A 14,590-nucleotide genomic window follows, 5' to 3' on the forward strand; every position below is an offset into this window, starting at 1 on the left:
TGGATACCGGTTCGCGGGAAGAAACGCGTCAAATCAAAATCATAGAGCCCGCTTCTGATTCCATCAGAAGCGAAAGGGCTCCAGGCAGAACCGATTCTGTTCGGGTCGCGCGGCGGCGTGTAGCCGTGTGCTCATAGCTCGTGTTGCTCATAGCCCGTGGGACGTGAAGTCGCGGGACGGGAACCCTGACGACTGGCCGCAGTTCTGGGGGTAAGCCAATTTCTTCGTTGCAGGGAGATCATGGGATGAAAATACGACATGTCGCCGTGGCGACGATGATGCTGGTTTTGGCGGCTACCAGTTTCGCGTATGCAGACCAGCCGGGATCCGATTGGATGCCCGCGGACCAGGTGATTCAGAAGCTGATGGAGAAGGGATACACCGACGTCAGCAAGCTGGAGGCCGACGATGGCCGCTGCTGGGAGGCCAAGGCGATGCTGAACGGCGTACGGCAGAAGATTTATCTTGATCCACGCTCGGGCGAGGTGGTCGGGCACAAGCCAGCGCGTTGACCAAGCTTGCAGGCAGTAAAAAGCCCCGGACATCCGGGGCTTTTTCTGGGACTGAGACGGTGCGAATCAGCGCGAATAGAATTCGACGATCAGATGCGGTTCCATCTGCACCGCGAACGGCACATCCGCAAGGTGCGGGATGCGGACGAATTTCGCGGTCTGCTTGTTGTGGTCGGCATCGATGAAATCAGGCACGTCGCGTTCGGCGAGCTGGTTGGCTTCCAGCACCAGCGCGAGCTGCTTCGATGCGTCCTTGACCTCGATGGCGTCGCCGACCTTGAGCTTGTAGCTCGGAATGTTGACGCGGCGACCGTTCACCTTGACGTGGCCGTGGTTGATGAACTGGCGCGCGGCGAACATGGTCGGCACGAACTTCGCGCGATAGACCACGGTGTCGAGGCGGCGCTCGAGCAGGCCGATCAGGTTCTCGCCGGAATCGCCCTTCAAGCGGGTCGCCTCGACGTAGATCGCGTAGAACTGGCGTTCGGAAATGTTGGCGTAGTAGCCTTTTAGCTTCTGCTTGGCGCGGAGCTGGGTGCCGAAGTCGGAGAGCTTGCCCTTGCGGCGCTGGCCATGCTGGCCGGGGCCGTATTCGCGCTTGTTGACGGGGCTCTTCGGGCGGCCCCAGATGTTCTGGCCCATACGGCGATCGATCTTGTACTTCGCCTCATTGCGCTTAGTCATCGCGTCCTCTTGTCAAAGTCTACGGGTTGAGGAAACGCGCCCTCCTGTGCAGATGGTCTGGGCATGATCTGGTTTCCTAAACCGGAAGACCACTTTTCGGGATCATGCCAAACCCGCTGCCGACAGGCCCCGACCATAAGCTTGATGGGCAGGTCCACGGGTCGCGAAACGCAACGCGGGCCGAAACCGGCCCGCGTGCAGGGGTTTTCTAGGGATAAACCGTTCCCCTGTCAAACCAAAGCAGGGGAAATCTCGACCCGAAAACGCCTGTTTCGGGTCGGCAATCAAACGCGAACCACCCGCGCGATACGCGGCTCAGGCCGGCACCCGGCCGCCGAAAAACGGCGCCAGCGCGTCCGTCAGGGTGCGGGAGCGGCCTGAGGTAAAGATCATTTCCGGCGGGAATTCGCGGCCGCCGCTGTCGCCCGGTCCGAGCAGATCGACAACGCGCCGGGCGATCGCAGGCGCCGGGTCGATCCAGGCCACCGGCCATGGCGCAAGCCTGAGCAGCCGGTCGAGCAGCAGCGGGTAGTGCGTGCAGGCGAGCACGACGGCGTCGGTGCGCAGCGCGCCGCCGTCGGCGGCCGGAACGAAGCAGGGCGCGATCTCGCTCACGATATCGGCGTCGCTGACGGGCTTGCCGCGCAGGGCGTCCTCCGCAAGCCGGGCGAGGTGCGCCGCGCCGACCAGCGTCACGGTGCAGGCTCGGGCGTGATCCCGGATCAACGCCTGGGTGTATTCGCGCTGCACGGTCGCCCGGGTACCGAGCACCGAGACGCGCTTGGTTTTTGAGGCCGCACAGGCCGGCTTGATCGCCGGAACCGTACCGACGAACGGTACGGAATAGGCGGCGCGCAACGGCCCCAGCACTGAGACCGACATCGTGTTGCAGGCGATGACTGCGAGGTCTGGTGTGTAGGTGTCGATCAGTTCGCCGACCAGCGGCACCACGCGGGCGATGATTTCATCTTCGCTGTGGTGGCCATAGGGGAAGAACGCGTCGTCAGCGACATAGACATATCGTGCGCCGGGCAGGGCTTTGACGATCTCCCGCAGCACGGTGAGGCCGCCGAGGCCGGAATCGAGGACGAGTATGGTGGGAGTGTCTGCCACGCGGGAATTTTAGGACGGTCGGGTTGCCACGGAGTTTTTACCGATTGTGTCGATTTGTCCATCCCCGGATGGTGGTCACTTAAAGGCGGGTGCTCGCGCGGCGACCGGTCAGCGCAATCCTTCGTAGACCATGAAGCCGCGCGCGATCGCGAGCTTCTTCAGTACGCGCGGCACGAAGCGCTGCGGCGGGTGATTCATGTATCGCCACGAGGTGAGGGTGAAGTCGCCGAGCGGCTGGCCGCTGTGCTGCATCGGCGCCAGCAGCCCGGTCAGGCTGATCGGCGTGTGCGCCCGATTGCTGAAGGGCAGCAGCAACAGTTCGAGGTGCGCGAGCGATCCGTCCCGTGCGGTCGCGGTCACGCCGGCGACGGCGGCGAGCAGTTCTTCGGACACCACGCCGAGAATGTCGGTGATCTCGGCGCGGCTTGCGGCCGCAAACAGCGCGGCAAAGTTCTGTCCCTTGAGGTCGCGGTTGAGCAGGGCGCAGACCCGGGTGCCCGCGACCCGGAACGGATATCCGTTCTCCGGATCGTAGGAGAGGACGAAGATGTCCCCGAGCAGTTCGCGGACCGCGCCAGGTTCGAGCGCACGGCGGTCGGGAGCGCGCTCGCCGTCGCGCTTCTCATCCCAATAGGCATAGAACGCGCGGTTCGATGGATGTTTCATGACTTAAACCGTCCTGGCGGCGGCGTGACGCGGACATATCTGTCCTGCTTCAGAGCACCGCAGTGCCGTTTCCTGTTGTGCAGGAGGGATGTTGCAGCGTCCATGCCGCCGGCGGCTTTGACGTCATCGGCACACGGTTTTGTGCCATTAACGTTAAATTAACTATGAGGTTGGGATTCCCCGGAGAGCGGGTATGATCTGCCCACTCGTCCTCCTCGCCGTTTTATCTAGACCGGCGGAGCGACGAAACAGGCTGGCGTCGAACAGATTCGGTCGTCGTCGCGGGGTGAGGTAGCGATATCGGATCGACCTCATCGACACCCGCCCGACGAAAAACCGGACATGGATCAAAGGGAGGGTTTCTCAGACCCTCCCTTTTTTCGTTTCGGTTAGCACTGTTGAAATGTTCGACCTCGATTTCCGAATTCATCGGCGGGCCTATCGGGTCAGCACTCGCGCTGCTGGCGGTCGGCACCGCGAAAACGAGAGATGAGCCGATCGGGCCTGGATTCGGCGACAATGTGGGTGTGTATGCCGGCTTCGCCGCCGCCCTCGCCAAGATCGACAGCAAGGGCGGGATTGAGGTATGAGGTGGCATGATCCGGCACGAAGCCGGCCGAGATGGTGGTGGCATGAGAGCGGACACAGGACAGTTCAGAGCACAGTTCAGCGATTATCCCGCACGCGACAATGATGATGGCAGAGCCAGACGCTGGATGAATAACGCTGGGAAGGTCCTGCGCTTCTCGCTGTTCGTGCTTGGTCTTGTGATCGGCCTGCAAGCAACCTGCAGTGCGACCAGTCCTCAGGGATCGGATTCGGCCGTTGAAGCAGACAAATCCCAATTGGTCCTCCCTACCAAAGACGACGCGGCATCGAACCCGGCCGTGGGCGATCTCACCGACAAGGAACCCGTCACTGCTGCGAACGAGGTCACCAAGGAGCGAGTAAGAGATCACGGGGCTCGCGATTTCAACGAAATGGGACTCTGGTTCCTTAAAGCCGCAGGCATATTGGCCGCGATCGTGTTCGTCTACAAACTACTTGTCTATTGGGTGCGTTCCAGGCGCAGGAGTTCGTAACCTCGTTGGCTGCACCTGATCGCCCTTCTCCGAAATCTCGTGAATTGGCAAAGGCCAAGGATTTCTCAGGATCTCTCTTTTCGTTGAGTTGGTCGCGCCATTCCTTGCACAACCCGGCCAAGCCGCCTATTTGCCCATCACCCGCTTGAGCCGGCCCCATCAGGTTGCAGCCCTTGGTCTCTCCGCCAGAACTTCCGCCTGAGCCCCGGCGAGAGCCGATCCTGACCCTGCCAGGGGCATTGACCGCCTATATCGGCCTTCTTGCGATCGTTCATGTCGTGTGGTCGGCGCTTCCGCCCGATCTGGAATACTGGACCATCGAGACGTTCGGCTTCATTCCGAAGCGGTACGATCCGAGTCTGCTGACGGCGACGTTCCCGGGAGGCGGCGGCGCCAAGGTCTGGACTTTCGTGACCTATTCGCTGCTGCACGCCAACCTCAGTCATATCGGCTTCAACGTGCTGTGGTTGCTGCCCTTCGGCAGCGCTGTAGCGCGCCGCTTCGGCGCCTTCAGGTTTTTTCTTTTCATGGCGGTGACCGCCGTCGCCGGCGCGGCCGCGCATCTTGTGACCCACGAGCACAGCATTGCGCCGATGATCGGCGCGTCGGCGTCGGTGTCGGGTGCGATGGCGGCGGCGATCCGCTTCGCCTTCGTGCGCGGCAGCTTTCTGTCCTTTCGCGGCAATGACGCCGACGCGGCGGCCCAGGTACCCGCGCTGTCGCTGATGCGCGCGCTGCAAAATCCGCGCGTGCTCGCGTTTCTCGCGATCTGGTTCGGCATCAATATCATCTTCGGGATGGGATCGGTCGCAGTTGGCGCCGAGTCCGGCAGCGTTGCCTGGCAGGCCCATATCGGGGGCTTCATGGCAGGCCTTGTATTGTTTTCGCTGTTCGATCCGGTGCCTCGTCCGCCGCGCGATGCTGCGAGTGCGTCGTCCGGCGGCGCGGATCGGGTCCCGTAGCGAGTAACGAGTGCTTGCGGCGCGGACCGATTTCATTCATCATTGTCGCCCAGTCAGGCTAGGTAGAATCCGGTTCTCGTGCTGGAAATGACGACCTGTTTGGCGCGTTTCGCCCGTGAACAAATTGAACGTTCGACTGTCGCCTGAATACAAAGAATCAAGGGTCACGCAGAACGATCCTGCGCGATCCAGCTGTCGGAGGCGACAATGACAGTCTGTGCTATTCTCACCGCCAAGGGTCACCAGGTCGTGAGCGTCGAGCCCGACGTGAAGCTGGCGGCTGCGGTGAAGCTTCTATCGGAACGGCGGATCGGTTCCGTCCTCGTCATGAGCGGCACGCGCATCGACGGCATTCTGTCCGAGCGTGACGTCGTCCGTGCGCTCGACGAACGCGGCGCGGCTGCGCTCGACGAGCCGGTGAGTGCCGCCATGACCCGCAAGGTCGTCAGTTGCCGTTTGTCGGATACGGTCACCCACCTCATGGAAATCATGACGTCGGAAAGATTCAGGCATCTGCCGGTGGTGGAGGACGACAGGCTGGTCGGCCTGGTTTCGATCGGCGACGTCGTCAAGCTGCGCGTTCAGGAATACGAGGCCGAGCAGGAAGCGCTGCGCGACTACATCAAGACCGCCTGAGCGCGGATAATATCAGGGATTGGGCTCGGTCTCGGTGTCCGCGCCGGTGGTATCCGCCGGCGACTTCGGCGAGAGAATCTCGATCGCCTCGACGATCGCTTCGATGGTACGATCCGCGGCGCGCGTGCCATGCGCGATCAGATCGTTAGCGCGATGGAAATCGAACCAGCCGATCTGGCCGACCCGCGGCGAGATCAAAAGGTCGGGCGGATCGCCGGCGAGCCGCGCGCGGGTGATGCGGTCCTGCATGATGTTGAATGCGTCGGTCATGACCGTCACAACTCCGGGGCGACCGCCGCCGCCGAAGAGCTGGCGCTTGACCGTTCGCTCGGCGGAAAAGAACTTGCCGAAACCACGTTTCGGCGGTGGAGCTTCGACGACCTCCTCCTGCGCATCGTTCTGCGTGCCATGAGAGAAGATCGTGATGCTGTGACCGAAGACGTCATTGGAAAGGTTGGCCGCGATCACGATTTCGGCGCCTAGCGCACGGGCGGTGGAGACCGGCACCGGGTTGACCAGCGCGCCATCGACCAGCCAGCGATCGCCCACCAGCATCGGCGCAAAGATTCCGGGCAGCGCATAGGACGCGCGCATCGCATCGACCAGCCGGCCGTGCGTGAGCCAGATTTCGTGGCCGGTGCGGACTTCGGTGGCGACGCTTGCAAACTTGACCGGCAGGTCCTCGATCTGAACCTGACCGAGCGACGCCTCGAGCCGGGCCGTGAGCTTGGCGCCGCCGATCAGTCCGGAGCCGGTCAGCCGGATATCGAGATAACTGAAGAGATTGCGAGGCTGCAGGCTGCGCGCCCATTCCTCCAGGGTGTCAAGGCGACCCGCGGCATAGGCGCCGCCGACCACGGCTCCGATCGAGGTGCCGACCACGACATCGGGCTCGATGCCGTGCGCGATCAGGGAGCGGAGAATGCCGATATGCGCGAAACCGCGCGCGGCGCCGCCGCCCAGAGCCAGCCCGATCACCGGTCGCCTGACGCTGTCCAATCCTACCTTCTGGCCACTCGACCCGTTACGGTCGTGGCCTCTCAAACTTTCGAGCACGATGGAATTCTCCGACTGGTGACATCGGTTTCCGTGCTTCCGGCAGACACGGTGGACGCATGAAAGGCGTGACTTGTGCCGGACGTTGCTCCGCTTCAGCAGAAGTTATCACCAGACGGCGACGTTTCAACCGGAAGGTCAAGCTTTTAAGCCTTCCACAACGGGATGCAGTCATGAGTGAATGCGGAGGCTTGAATTCGCCGTGATTTCCGGGAAAAACCGGAACCATGATCTTCGGGGGCAATCATCGATTCAATTCGGGCTGGCGCTCGTGGCCTTTGCTCGCATTGGTCGCGCTCCTCGTTGCGTTTCCGTGCGCGGCCTCGGCGCAATTGTTCGGCGAACGCCCGCCCCCGGTACCGCCCGCCCTCGTTCCGGAAGCACCGTCGGGGCCTGCGATCAGCCTCGCGCCGTCCTCGGGCCCGGCTTCCATGCCGAATCTGCCGGCGCCATTGACTCAGGCCCCGGTTGCCGCCGTGCCGCTGACGACGCCGCCGCCCGCCATCGTGGCTCCCGCGCAGGCGGTTCTGTCATTGACTGCGCGTTTCGGCAAGGATCTGCCGGTCATCAACAGCGGGCTGATCTGGCGAGTTTATTCCGATCGCCCCGATGAGACCGGCGTCTTCAAGCTGATGCGCGAGGATCACGGCGGAACGCCCAACATCGTGCTGCCTCCGGGAAGCTACGTGGTGTACGTCTCGCTGGGGCTGGTCAGCGCCGTGCGTCCCGTGACACTGAAACCGGATGCCGACCACGAGACGTTCGTGTTGCCGGCGGGCGGCCTGCGGATCGAGGGCCGCGTCGGCGCGTCGATGATTCCGCCGAACCAGATTTCCTTCAGCATCTACAAGGGCAGCCAGTTCGAAGGCACCGAGCGCGCGCCGCTTGTGCCTAACGTCACAGCGGGCGATGTGATCCTCTTGCCGGAGGGCACCTACTACATCGTTTCCACCTATGGCGATGCGAATTCGGTCGTGCGATCGGACATTCGCGTGCAAGCGGCGAAGCTGACCGACGTGACGATCTCGCATCGCGCCGCTGTCATCACCCTGAAGCTCGTCAGCGACAAGGGCGGCGAGGCGCTGGCCAACACCGCGTGGTCGGTGCTGACGCCCGGCGGCGACGTCATCAAGGAATCGATCGGCGCATTTCCCCGCGTGATCCTGGCCGAGGGCGAGTACCGCGTGATCGCCAAGAACGAAGGCAAGGTTTTCGAGCGTGGCTTCGAGGTCGTCAACGGCGTCGACGGCGAGGTCGAAGTCGTCGCGCGCTAGAGCCTCGGGTAGTCAATTGAATCCGTATCCTGCGGCTTTGAAGTAGTTTGAGCACTCTTGCGGAGAGAAGAGCGCGCAGATGTTGCCGATGGCTTTCCAGAGAGCGTCGATGGTTCTGGCTGCGGCGGCTCGCAGATGAGCTTTCAGTTTTGCGAAGGCCATTTCGATGGGATTGAGATCCGGGCTGTAGGGCGGCAGGAACAGGAGCCACGCGCCCCGTGCGCGGATGGCTTTTTCGGCCTTCTCGCTCTTGTGGCTGGAGAGATTATCCAGGATGACGACATCACCGGGCCTGAGGGCGGGCGCGAGTTGGGTGTCGACATAGGTCTCGAAGATGATCCGGTTCATTGGGGCATCGATAACCCAGGGGGCGACGAGGCCATCGCACTTGAGGCCTGCTTTCTTGCGGCTGACCGGATTCCACTTAGCAGGCTGTTGAAGAAGTCTCTGGCGCAGCGGTTCTGGGCATGATTCTCTTGATGCGGATGCGTCGAGGGGGGAGCGATGCGGGGAAGCGACGAACGGTCAGGCTCGCTGTTCAGCTATGTGGACTTGGAGGCTCGGATTCGCTCCGACCATCCGCTGCGAACGATCCGACAGATCGCGAACGCGGCGTTGAATGATCTGTCGAGGGACTTTGACAAGCTCTACACGGCGTTCGGCCGTCCCTCGATCGCACCGGAGAAGCTGCTTCGGGCAATGCTGCTGCAGGCATTCTACGGGATCCGCTCGGAACGGCAGTTGATGGAGCGGCTGGAGTTCGACCTGCTGTTGCGCTGGTTCGTGGGCTTGGGCGTGGACGACCCGGTGTGGGACCACTCGACCTTCTCGAAGAACCGCGACCGATTGCTTGAAGGTGAGATCGCCGCGAAGTTCTTGAACGCGCTGATGGGGCAGCACCAGGTCAAGCGGCTGTTATCAAGCGAGCATTTTTCGGTCGACGGCACGCTGATCGAGGCGTGGGCATCGATCAAGAGCTTCCGGCGCAAGGACGGCGGTGACCAGGACAGTGATGGACCGGGACGCAACGCCGAGCGCAGTTTCCACAACGAGAAGCGCTGCAACGAGACGCATCAGAGCACGACCGATCCCGAGGCACGGCTCTATAAGAAGGGCGGCGGCCAGCCGGCGAAGCTTTGCTACATCGGCCATGCCCTGATGGAGAACCGCAACGGACTGGCGGTGCTGGGTGGCGTGAGCCGGGCGACCGGAACGGCGGAGCGGGATCAGGCGTTGGCGCTGATCGACTGCCACCGCGGCCAAAGCGAGCGGCGGATCACGCTGGGCGCCGACAAGGCCTATGACGTCACCGCATTCGTCGAGGACTTAAGACGGCGTTCGGTCACGCCGCACATCGCCATCGACGGGCATTTGAGCAAGACCGGAAAGCCGCGCAAGACCGCGATCGACCAGAGGACTCTCCGTCATGCCGGATATGCCGTCAGCCAACGCTGTCGCAAGCGCATCGAGGAGGTGTTCGGCTGGATCAAGGCCTCCGCCGGACTTGCCAAGATCAAGCTGCGAGGCCGCGACCGCGTCAACGCCACCTTCACCCTGGCGCTGGCGGCCTACAACCTGATCCGCTTGCCCAAACTCCTGGCAGCCGCCGCGTGAAACACAAGTCGTGCACCGTCAAGATGCTCGATCAGGACCCTGATGGTGGCGCCGCCCGCAGATCACGCTGACTCCATTCCATATCCGTCTCCGTGGGAAACTTCTTCAACAGCCTGTTAGAGCGTTTTCGAGCGAAGTGGATACCGGTTCGCGTGAAGAAAACGTGCCAAATTAAAATCATGGAGCCCGCTTCTGATTCCATCAGAAGCGAAAAGGCTCTAGCCGGAAAATGCTCCAAATCGGAAACCCCTGCGTCGACGTCTCAAGGGGCGTTCACGCCGCGCCAGCGACCGTAACGCCACGGCCGATACCACGAGGCGCCGGGTGGTTTCGTCGCGGGAACATTATCGATCCCGGACGTCCCCCAGGGTTGGCAGCGCAGCAGCCGCGCCAGCGTCATCCAGCCGCCGCCCCAAAGTCCGAAGCGCTCGATGGCTTCATCGCCGTAGACCGAGCAGGTCGGCAGGTGTCGGCAGTTGAAACCCACAAGCGGCGACAGGGTGTGGCGATAGATCCAGATCAGCGCCCGTCCGCTATTGCGGGGCAGCCGCAGAGCGGCTCTCGCACAATCGGCACAGTGGATGGAACTTTGCCGCGTCGGCTTCATGAATCTCCGGAGCATCCCTCTCAGAGGCGCTTGCGGGTGCGCTTGCCTGCCGGCCCCGTTTCGCAGGGTTCCCGCAAGGAACCCATCAACTTGGTAATTTCGTCACAGGCACCAAGATATCGTATACTCTTGGGACAAACGCAGCAAAGGTTGTATGGACGCCGACAAATCTCGCGGCTAGTTTTCATAACGCTCCGATGACGGAATTATCGCGTGGGTTTCGGTTGTAACGTCCGAGTGACGTTGGATCGGGAAGCTTTGGTGCGAGAGCAGACCTGGATGTTAGAATAGACTTGGGGTGAGGGGAACCGACTTGAGGCTCGCGAAATCATCTGGCTCCTGCGGATGGGCGCTCCTGTGCGCTGCGGCTTTTTATTTTGCCTTGCCCGCTTTCGCGGCGACGCTTGATAACCCGGTTTCAGCCAACGCGGCCCTCGAAGCACGAAAGCAGCCGATGCGGTTCACCTGGACCGCCTGCGAGCCGCACTGCCGGAGCTGGATCAACGCGGTCGGCATCGTCACCGCCGAGACCCCCAAAGCCTTCGACGATTTCACCGGCGGGCGCGACGTTGCCGGCATGACGGTCGTGCTGGACTCCAGCGGCGGCTCGGTCAACGACGCCATCGCGCTCGGGCGGCGTTGGCGCGCGCTCGGCCTGGCTACGACGGTGGGGACCAGCGTCGTAGCCAAGACTGTGGTCGGCGATCGCGCCGCGGTACTACCGGAAGCCTACTGCGAGTCCATGTGCGTGTTCATGTTGTTGTCGGGAAAAACCCGTTATGTGCCTGAGCGCGCGCATGTTCGCGTGCATCAGATCTGGATGGGCGATCGCGCCGAGGATGCCAGGGCCGCGAGCTATTCCGCTCAGGATTTGATGATCGTGGAACGCGACATCGGCCGGCTCGCCAAATACACCTTTGATATGGGCGGTACCGGCGACCTGCTGCACTTGGCGCTCAGCATTCCTCCGTGGGAGGACCTTCACGAGCTGTCGCCGGAGGAATTGCGCGCGGCCAATCTGGTGACGACAGACCGCGTCGCGGATGTGTTGCCTGGCGGGGGGACCACGGAGGCTCCCATTGCCGGCCTGGTTACGAAACCGGTGCAGGATCGCTTTCCGGCAAGCGTCACGAATGCGGCCGCTGCGGCGGCGACGACCAGCCAGCCGACCAAAACCGCCGAGGCGATTCCGGTGGGTGGTGCGGCGACCGCCGCACCAACTCAACATCAGCAGTAGCGCTCAGGCAGAACGGATTGAGTTGTTTCAGCTTTGCGCGGGCGTCAGCGCGGCCGATTTGGCCTCGATCTGACCGATGGCATCGACCACCGCATCGAACGTCAGCATGGTGGATGCGTGCCGCGCCTTGTAGTCGCGCACCGGCTCGAGCAGCGCGATGTCGGCCCACTTGCCCTGCGGCGGCGCGCCGTTTTCCTTCAGCATCCTGCGGACGATCTCGCGCAGCTCGCGCAACTCGGTGGCGGTCGAGCCGACCACGTGGCGCGCCATGATCGAGGATGAGGCCTGGCCGAGCGCGCAGGCCTTCACGTCGTGGGCGAAGTCGGTGACAACGGGACCGTCCATCGTGAGGTCGACCTTGACGGTGGATCCGCACAGTTTCGAGTGAGCCGTGGCGCTGGCGTCCGGCGCCGGAAGGCGGCCCAGGCGGGGAATATTGCCGGCCAGCTCGATGATGCTCTTGTTGTAAACGTCGTTCAGCATAGGATTTGAAGGCGTTGAATTCGCTGAAGAGGCCGCGCGACGCTCTTGGCGGCGGGAACCTCAAAGCTTATATATGCATCCAATGCCGGGAAATACAATCCGGCGATTTTCCGCCGCACCCGGATTGAAGTTCAATTCGGCTGTTGCAATGTCTAATCAAGGGACTCAGGCGTCCGGTAGCTCGCAATGCTGCCCCGTCTGCCCGGTGACACTCCGGTCTCTCAGATGAGGCCGGTCGAACGGAGTGAAGATGGACGCATTGATCAAGCCGCTGCGCGGCAGCAAACCTTCTGAAGTCAAATCCAATAACGCCAAAGCTGCTGGATTCTCTCCCGCCAAACTGGATCCGTCTGAGTTTATGGACGCAGCCGTTCAGCCGGACCAGTCGCGTCCGTCGCGACACGAGGCCGAATACGCGGTCAGGACCCTGTTGTCCTATATCGGCGAAAATCCGGACCGCGAGGGACTGCTCGATACCCCGCGCCGGGTAATCGAGGCCTATGACGAGATTTATCAGGGTTACCATCAGTGCCCGGCCGAGGTGCTGAACCGGACCTTCGGCGAAACCGCAGGCTATGACGATTTCGTGCTGGTCCGCGACATCGCGTTCACCTCGCAGTGCGAACACCACATGATGCCGTTCTACGGTAAGGCGCATATCGCCTATACGCCGGTCGAGCGGGTGGTCGGGCTGTCCAAACTGGCGCGCCTGACCGACATCTTCGCCCGGCGCCTCCAGACCCAGGAGCACATGACCGCCCAGATCGCCGCCGCCGTCGACGAGGTGCTCAAACCCCGCGGCGTTGCGGTGATGATCGAGGCGGAGCACACCTGCATGTCGGTGCGCGGCGTCGCCAAGCACGGCGCGCTGACCCTCACCAGCCGGTTCACCGGCGTGTTCCGCGATAATCCGGCGGAGCAGGCGCGCTTCCTATCGATGGTGCGAGGGAGCTAGCGCTAATCCTTCGCTCGCAATTTTCGAGAGATTTCCAGTGTCTCGACCGACATCTTCATCCGAATCCGGAATCGAGGAGGGGCTGGCGTTTCAGCCCCGCTTCGACGCGTCGGGACTCGTCACATGCGTCGCGACCGACGCCAGAACCGGCGACGTGCTGATGGTCGCGCACATGAACGAGGAGGCGCTGCGGCGGACCGTCGAGACCGGGGACGCCTGGTATTACAGCCGCTCGCGCAAGGCGTTATGGCGGAAAGGCGAAAGTTCGGGTCAGGTCCAGCGGGTGGTGGAGATGCGGACCGACTGCGACCAGGACGCGGTCTGGATCAAGGTCGAGCAGCGAGGCGCCGCCTGCCACACCGGGCGGCGGTCCTGCTTTTATCGGGCGGTGACCAGAGGCGAGGGCGGCGAAGCGCGCGTGGCGTTTGTCGACGCCGACAGGTTGTTCGATCCGGCCGACGTCTATCATAAGAAGTCTTGAGGGCGGCGAGGCCGTTGCATTGGGTCCGTTAAGGTCCTGTTAACCATAATCTTCCACCTTGCGCTGAAGTGAACAACCGTTCGGACCGGTAGGAGTCGGCATGGCACGGCGGATTTGCCGATAACACGCTGGAAGGCGAGGCGGCCGTTTCGCGGGGGAGCGGGAGATCAACATGACCGTCGACGCCGCCAATGCCGCTTCCGGACTGACCGGCATTTTCAGCGGAATAGCGACCGCCATACGGCAAGCAGCCGATGCCACGGGCGCGAGCTTCGAATATCTGCTCGCGACCGCCAAGATGGAATCCAATTTCAATCCTCAGGCCGCCGCGGGCACGTCGTCCGCCAAGGGCCTCTTCCAGTTCATCGAGCAGACCTGGCTCGGCATGGTAAAAGAGGCGGGTCCCGTGCTTGGCTATAACGGCTACGCCGACGCCATCACCAAATCCCCGTCGGGCAGCTATTCCGTCAGCGATCCCGCGACCCGCGCCGCCATTCTCAAGCTGCGCGATGATCCGGCCCTCGCGTCCGCCATGGCCGGCGTTTTGACGCAATCCAACAGCTTCAAGCTGACCGGCCTGATCGGCCGCCGACCGACCGACAGCGAACTCTACATGGCGCACTTCATGGGCGTCGGCGGCGCGGCAAAGCTGATCGCGAACGCGCAGGATAATCCGCAAGCATCCGGCGCGCGGCTGTTTCCGAACGCCGCCGCCGCCAACCGTCCGATCTTCTATGATCGCGACGGCCGCGCGCGCAGCGTGTCGGAAGTCTACGCCGACCTGGACCGGCGCTATGCCGTCGCTGCCAGTTCGCCGGCGACGCGCAGTGCGATGGCATCGCTCGGCGTGAGCGCGCCGTTCGCGGCGGCGTCTGCGGCGCAAGATCATGCGGCCTATCTGTCGCGCCTGCCCGATGTTCGCGGCGTCACGCCGCTCGCATCCGCGACAATGGACCCCGCCGCGCAGCCGGTATTCCGTTCGCTGTTTCAGGTCGGCGAGCGCACGCAGCCGGTGTCTCCGGCAGTTCAGGAGTTGTGGGGCACGCGATCCGTTGCGGCGGGCTCGGATGCGCAGACTTCATCCGATTCCGGTTCGCGTCAGCCGTTCGATCTGTTCAGCGATCGCAACGGCACCTACAGCGGGTAGGCTTTCCTTCTCCGACTTTTGCGCGCGATGTGCCAAGCCAAACAGGCGTGAGAATCCGCATCAGGCACGCGCACACACGCC

General features: G+C 62.8%; 17 protein-coding genes and 1 pseudogene. 11 read left to right on the forward strand and 7 right to left on the reverse strand.

What is annotated here, in order from left to right; genetic code table 11:
• Nucleotides 1-266: 266 nt before the first annotated feature.
• The gene (locus tag NHAM_RS08390) at nucleotides 267-512 is read left to right on the forward strand and encodes a PepSY domain-containing protein (protein ID WP_347336446.1); all 246 of its coding nucleotides are present in this window, start codon (nucleotides 267-269) and stop codon (nucleotides 510-512) included.
• Between the two features lie 66 nt (nucleotides 513-578).
• Here the strand turns inward: NHAM_RS08390 and rpsD are convergent, their stop codons facing one another.
• From rpsD to NHAM_RS08405, 3 genes are all read right to left on the reverse strand, one after another.
• The gene (gene rpsD / locus NHAM_RS08395) at nucleotides 579-1,196 is read right to left on the reverse strand and encodes a 30S ribosomal protein S4 (protein ID WP_011510145.1); all 618 of its coding nucleotides are present in this window, start codon (nucleotides 1,194-1,196) and stop codon (nucleotides 579-581) included.
• Between the two features lie 315 nt (nucleotides 1,197-1,511).
• Entirely contained in the window at nucleotides 1,512-2,309 is a 798-nt protein-coding gene (gene murI / locus NHAM_RS08400; protein WP_011510146.1) for a glutamate racemase, read from the reverse strand.
• 108 nt (nucleotides 2,310-2,417) lie between these two features.
• Nucleotides 2,418-2,975, reverse strand: coding sequence for a PAS domain-containing protein (locus NHAM_RS08405; RefSeq protein ID WP_011510147.1), 558 nt, complete (start codon nucleotides 2,973-2,975; stop codon nucleotides 2,418-2,420).
• A gap of 398 nt (nucleotides 2,976-3,373) precedes the next feature.
• Here NHAM_RS08405 and NHAM_RS08410 point away from each other — a divergent pair, with 398 nt between their 5' ends.
• The 4 genes from NHAM_RS08410 to NHAM_RS08425 all read left to right on the forward strand — a co-directional run bounded on the left by NHAM_RS08410 (nucleotide 3,374) and on the right by NHAM_RS08425 (nucleotide 5,655).
• Nucleotides 3,374-3,565 carry a hypothetical protein gene (locus NHAM_RS08410; protein ID WP_041357854.1) on the forward strand — a complete coding sequence of 64 codons (192 nt, stop codon included), beginning with the start codon at nucleotides 3,374-3,376 and terminating at the stop codon, nucleotides 3,563-3,565.
• Nucleotides 3,566-3,571: 6 nt separating this feature from the next.
• Complete coding sequence (locus tag NHAM_RS08415) at nucleotides 3,572-4,057, forward strand: hypothetical protein (protein ID WP_011510148.1); 486 nt, start codon at nucleotides 3,572-3,574, stop codon at nucleotides 4,055-4,057.
• 173 nt (nucleotides 4,058-4,230) lie between these two features.
• Nucleotides 4,231-5,019, forward strand: a complete 789-nt coding sequence (locus tag NHAM_RS08420) for a rhomboid family intramembrane serine protease (protein WP_011510149.1) — start codon at nucleotides 4,231-4,233, stop codon at nucleotides 5,017-5,019.
• A 207-nt stretch (nucleotides 5,020-5,226) separates the two neighbouring features.
• The gene (locus NHAM_RS08425; protein WP_011510150.1) at nucleotides 5,227-5,655 is read left to right on the forward strand and encodes a CBS domain-containing protein; all 429 of its coding nucleotides are present in this window, start codon (nucleotides 5,227-5,229) and stop codon (nucleotides 5,653-5,655) included.
• 12 nt (nucleotides 5,656-5,667) lie between these two features.
• Here the strand turns inward: NHAM_RS08425 and NHAM_RS08430 are convergent, their stop codons facing one another.
• Nucleotides 5,668-6,711, reverse strand: coding sequence for a patatin-like phospholipase family protein (locus NHAM_RS08430; RefSeq protein WP_011510151.1), 1,044 nt, complete (start codon nucleotides 6,709-6,711; stop codon nucleotides 5,668-5,670).
• 227 nt (nucleotides 6,712-6,938) lie between these two features.
• Here NHAM_RS08430 and NHAM_RS08435 point away from each other — a divergent pair, with 227 nt between their 5' ends.
• Entirely contained in the window at nucleotides 6,939-7,985 is a 1,047-nt protein-coding gene (locus NHAM_RS08435) for a hypothetical protein (RefSeq protein WP_011510152.1), read from the forward strand.
• Nucleotides 7,986-7,997: 12 nt separating this feature from the next.
• Here the strand turns inward: NHAM_RS08435 and NHAM_RS08440 are convergent.
• Nucleotides 7,998-8,384: pseudogene (locus NHAM_RS08440) on the reverse strand (IS630 family transposase); the annotation flags it as partial.
• Between the two features lie 105 nt (nucleotides 8,385-8,489).
• On the opposite strand from NHAM_RS08440, the gene NHAM_RS08445 reads away from it, so the two are divergent.
• A complete protein-coding gene (locus tag NHAM_RS08445; protein ID WP_011509106.1) occupies nucleotides 8,490-9,599 on the forward strand; it encodes an IS5-like element ISNha7 family transposase in 1,110 nt (369 codons plus the stop codon).
• Between the two features lie 262 nt (nucleotides 9,600-9,861).
• On the opposite strand, the gene yidD is transcribed toward NHAM_RS08445, so the two are convergent.
• Nucleotides 9,862-10,206, reverse strand: coding sequence for a membrane protein insertion efficiency factor YidD (gene yidD, locus NHAM_RS08450; RefSeq protein ID WP_011510153.1), 345 nt, complete (start codon nucleotides 10,204-10,206; stop codon nucleotides 9,862-9,864).
• A gap of 313 nt (nucleotides 10,207-10,519) precedes the next feature.
• Between yidD and NHAM_RS08455 the strand changes: the two genes are divergently transcribed.
• Nucleotides 10,520-11,443 carry a hypothetical protein gene (locus tag NHAM_RS08455; RefSeq protein ID WP_011510154.1) on the forward strand — a complete coding sequence of 308 codons (924 nt, stop codon included), beginning with the start codon at nucleotides 10,520-10,522 and terminating at the stop codon, nucleotides 11,441-11,443.
• Between the two features lie 27 nt (nucleotides 11,444-11,470).
• Here the strand turns inward: NHAM_RS08455 and NHAM_RS08460 are convergent, their stop codons facing one another.
• Nucleotides 11,471-11,926: an iron-sulfur cluster assembly scaffold protein gene (locus NHAM_RS08460; RefSeq protein WP_011510155.1), complete on the reverse strand. Its 456-nt coding sequence runs from the start codon at nucleotides 11,924-11,926 to the stop codon at nucleotides 11,471-11,473.
• A 250-nt stretch (nucleotides 11,927-12,176) separates the two neighbouring features.
• On the opposite strand from NHAM_RS08460, the gene folE reads away from it, so the two are divergent.
• The 3 genes from folE to NHAM_RS08475 all read left to right on the forward strand — a co-directional run bounded on the left by folE (nucleotide 12,177) and on the right by NHAM_RS08475 (nucleotide 14,509).
• Nucleotides 12,177-12,881 carry a GTP cyclohydrolase I FolE gene (gene folE, locus NHAM_RS08465; protein ID WP_011510156.1) on the forward strand — a complete coding sequence of 235 codons (705 nt, stop codon included), beginning with the start codon at nucleotides 12,177-12,179 and terminating at the stop codon, nucleotides 12,879-12,881.
• 37 nt (nucleotides 12,882-12,918) lie between these two features.
• The gene (gene hisI / locus NHAM_RS08470) at nucleotides 12,919-13,362 is read left to right on the forward strand and encodes a phosphoribosyl-AMP cyclohydrolase (RefSeq protein WP_011510157.1); all 444 of its coding nucleotides are present in this window, start codon (nucleotides 12,919-12,921) and stop codon (nucleotides 13,360-13,362) included.
• Nucleotides 13,363-13,534: 172 nt separating this feature from the next.
• Nucleotides 13,535-14,509, forward strand: a complete 975-nt coding sequence (locus tag NHAM_RS08475; protein ID WP_011510158.1) for a transglycosylase SLT domain-containing protein — start codon at nucleotides 13,535-13,537, stop codon at nucleotides 14,507-14,509.
• Nucleotides 14,510-14,590: the final 81 nt, after the last annotated feature.

This window comes from Nitrobacter hamburgensis X14, from assembly GCF_000013885.1.
In the GTDB taxonomy this organism is placed as follows: Bacteria; Pseudomonadota; Alphaproteobacteria; order Rhizobiales; family Xanthobacteraceae; genus Nitrobacter; species Nitrobacter hamburgensis.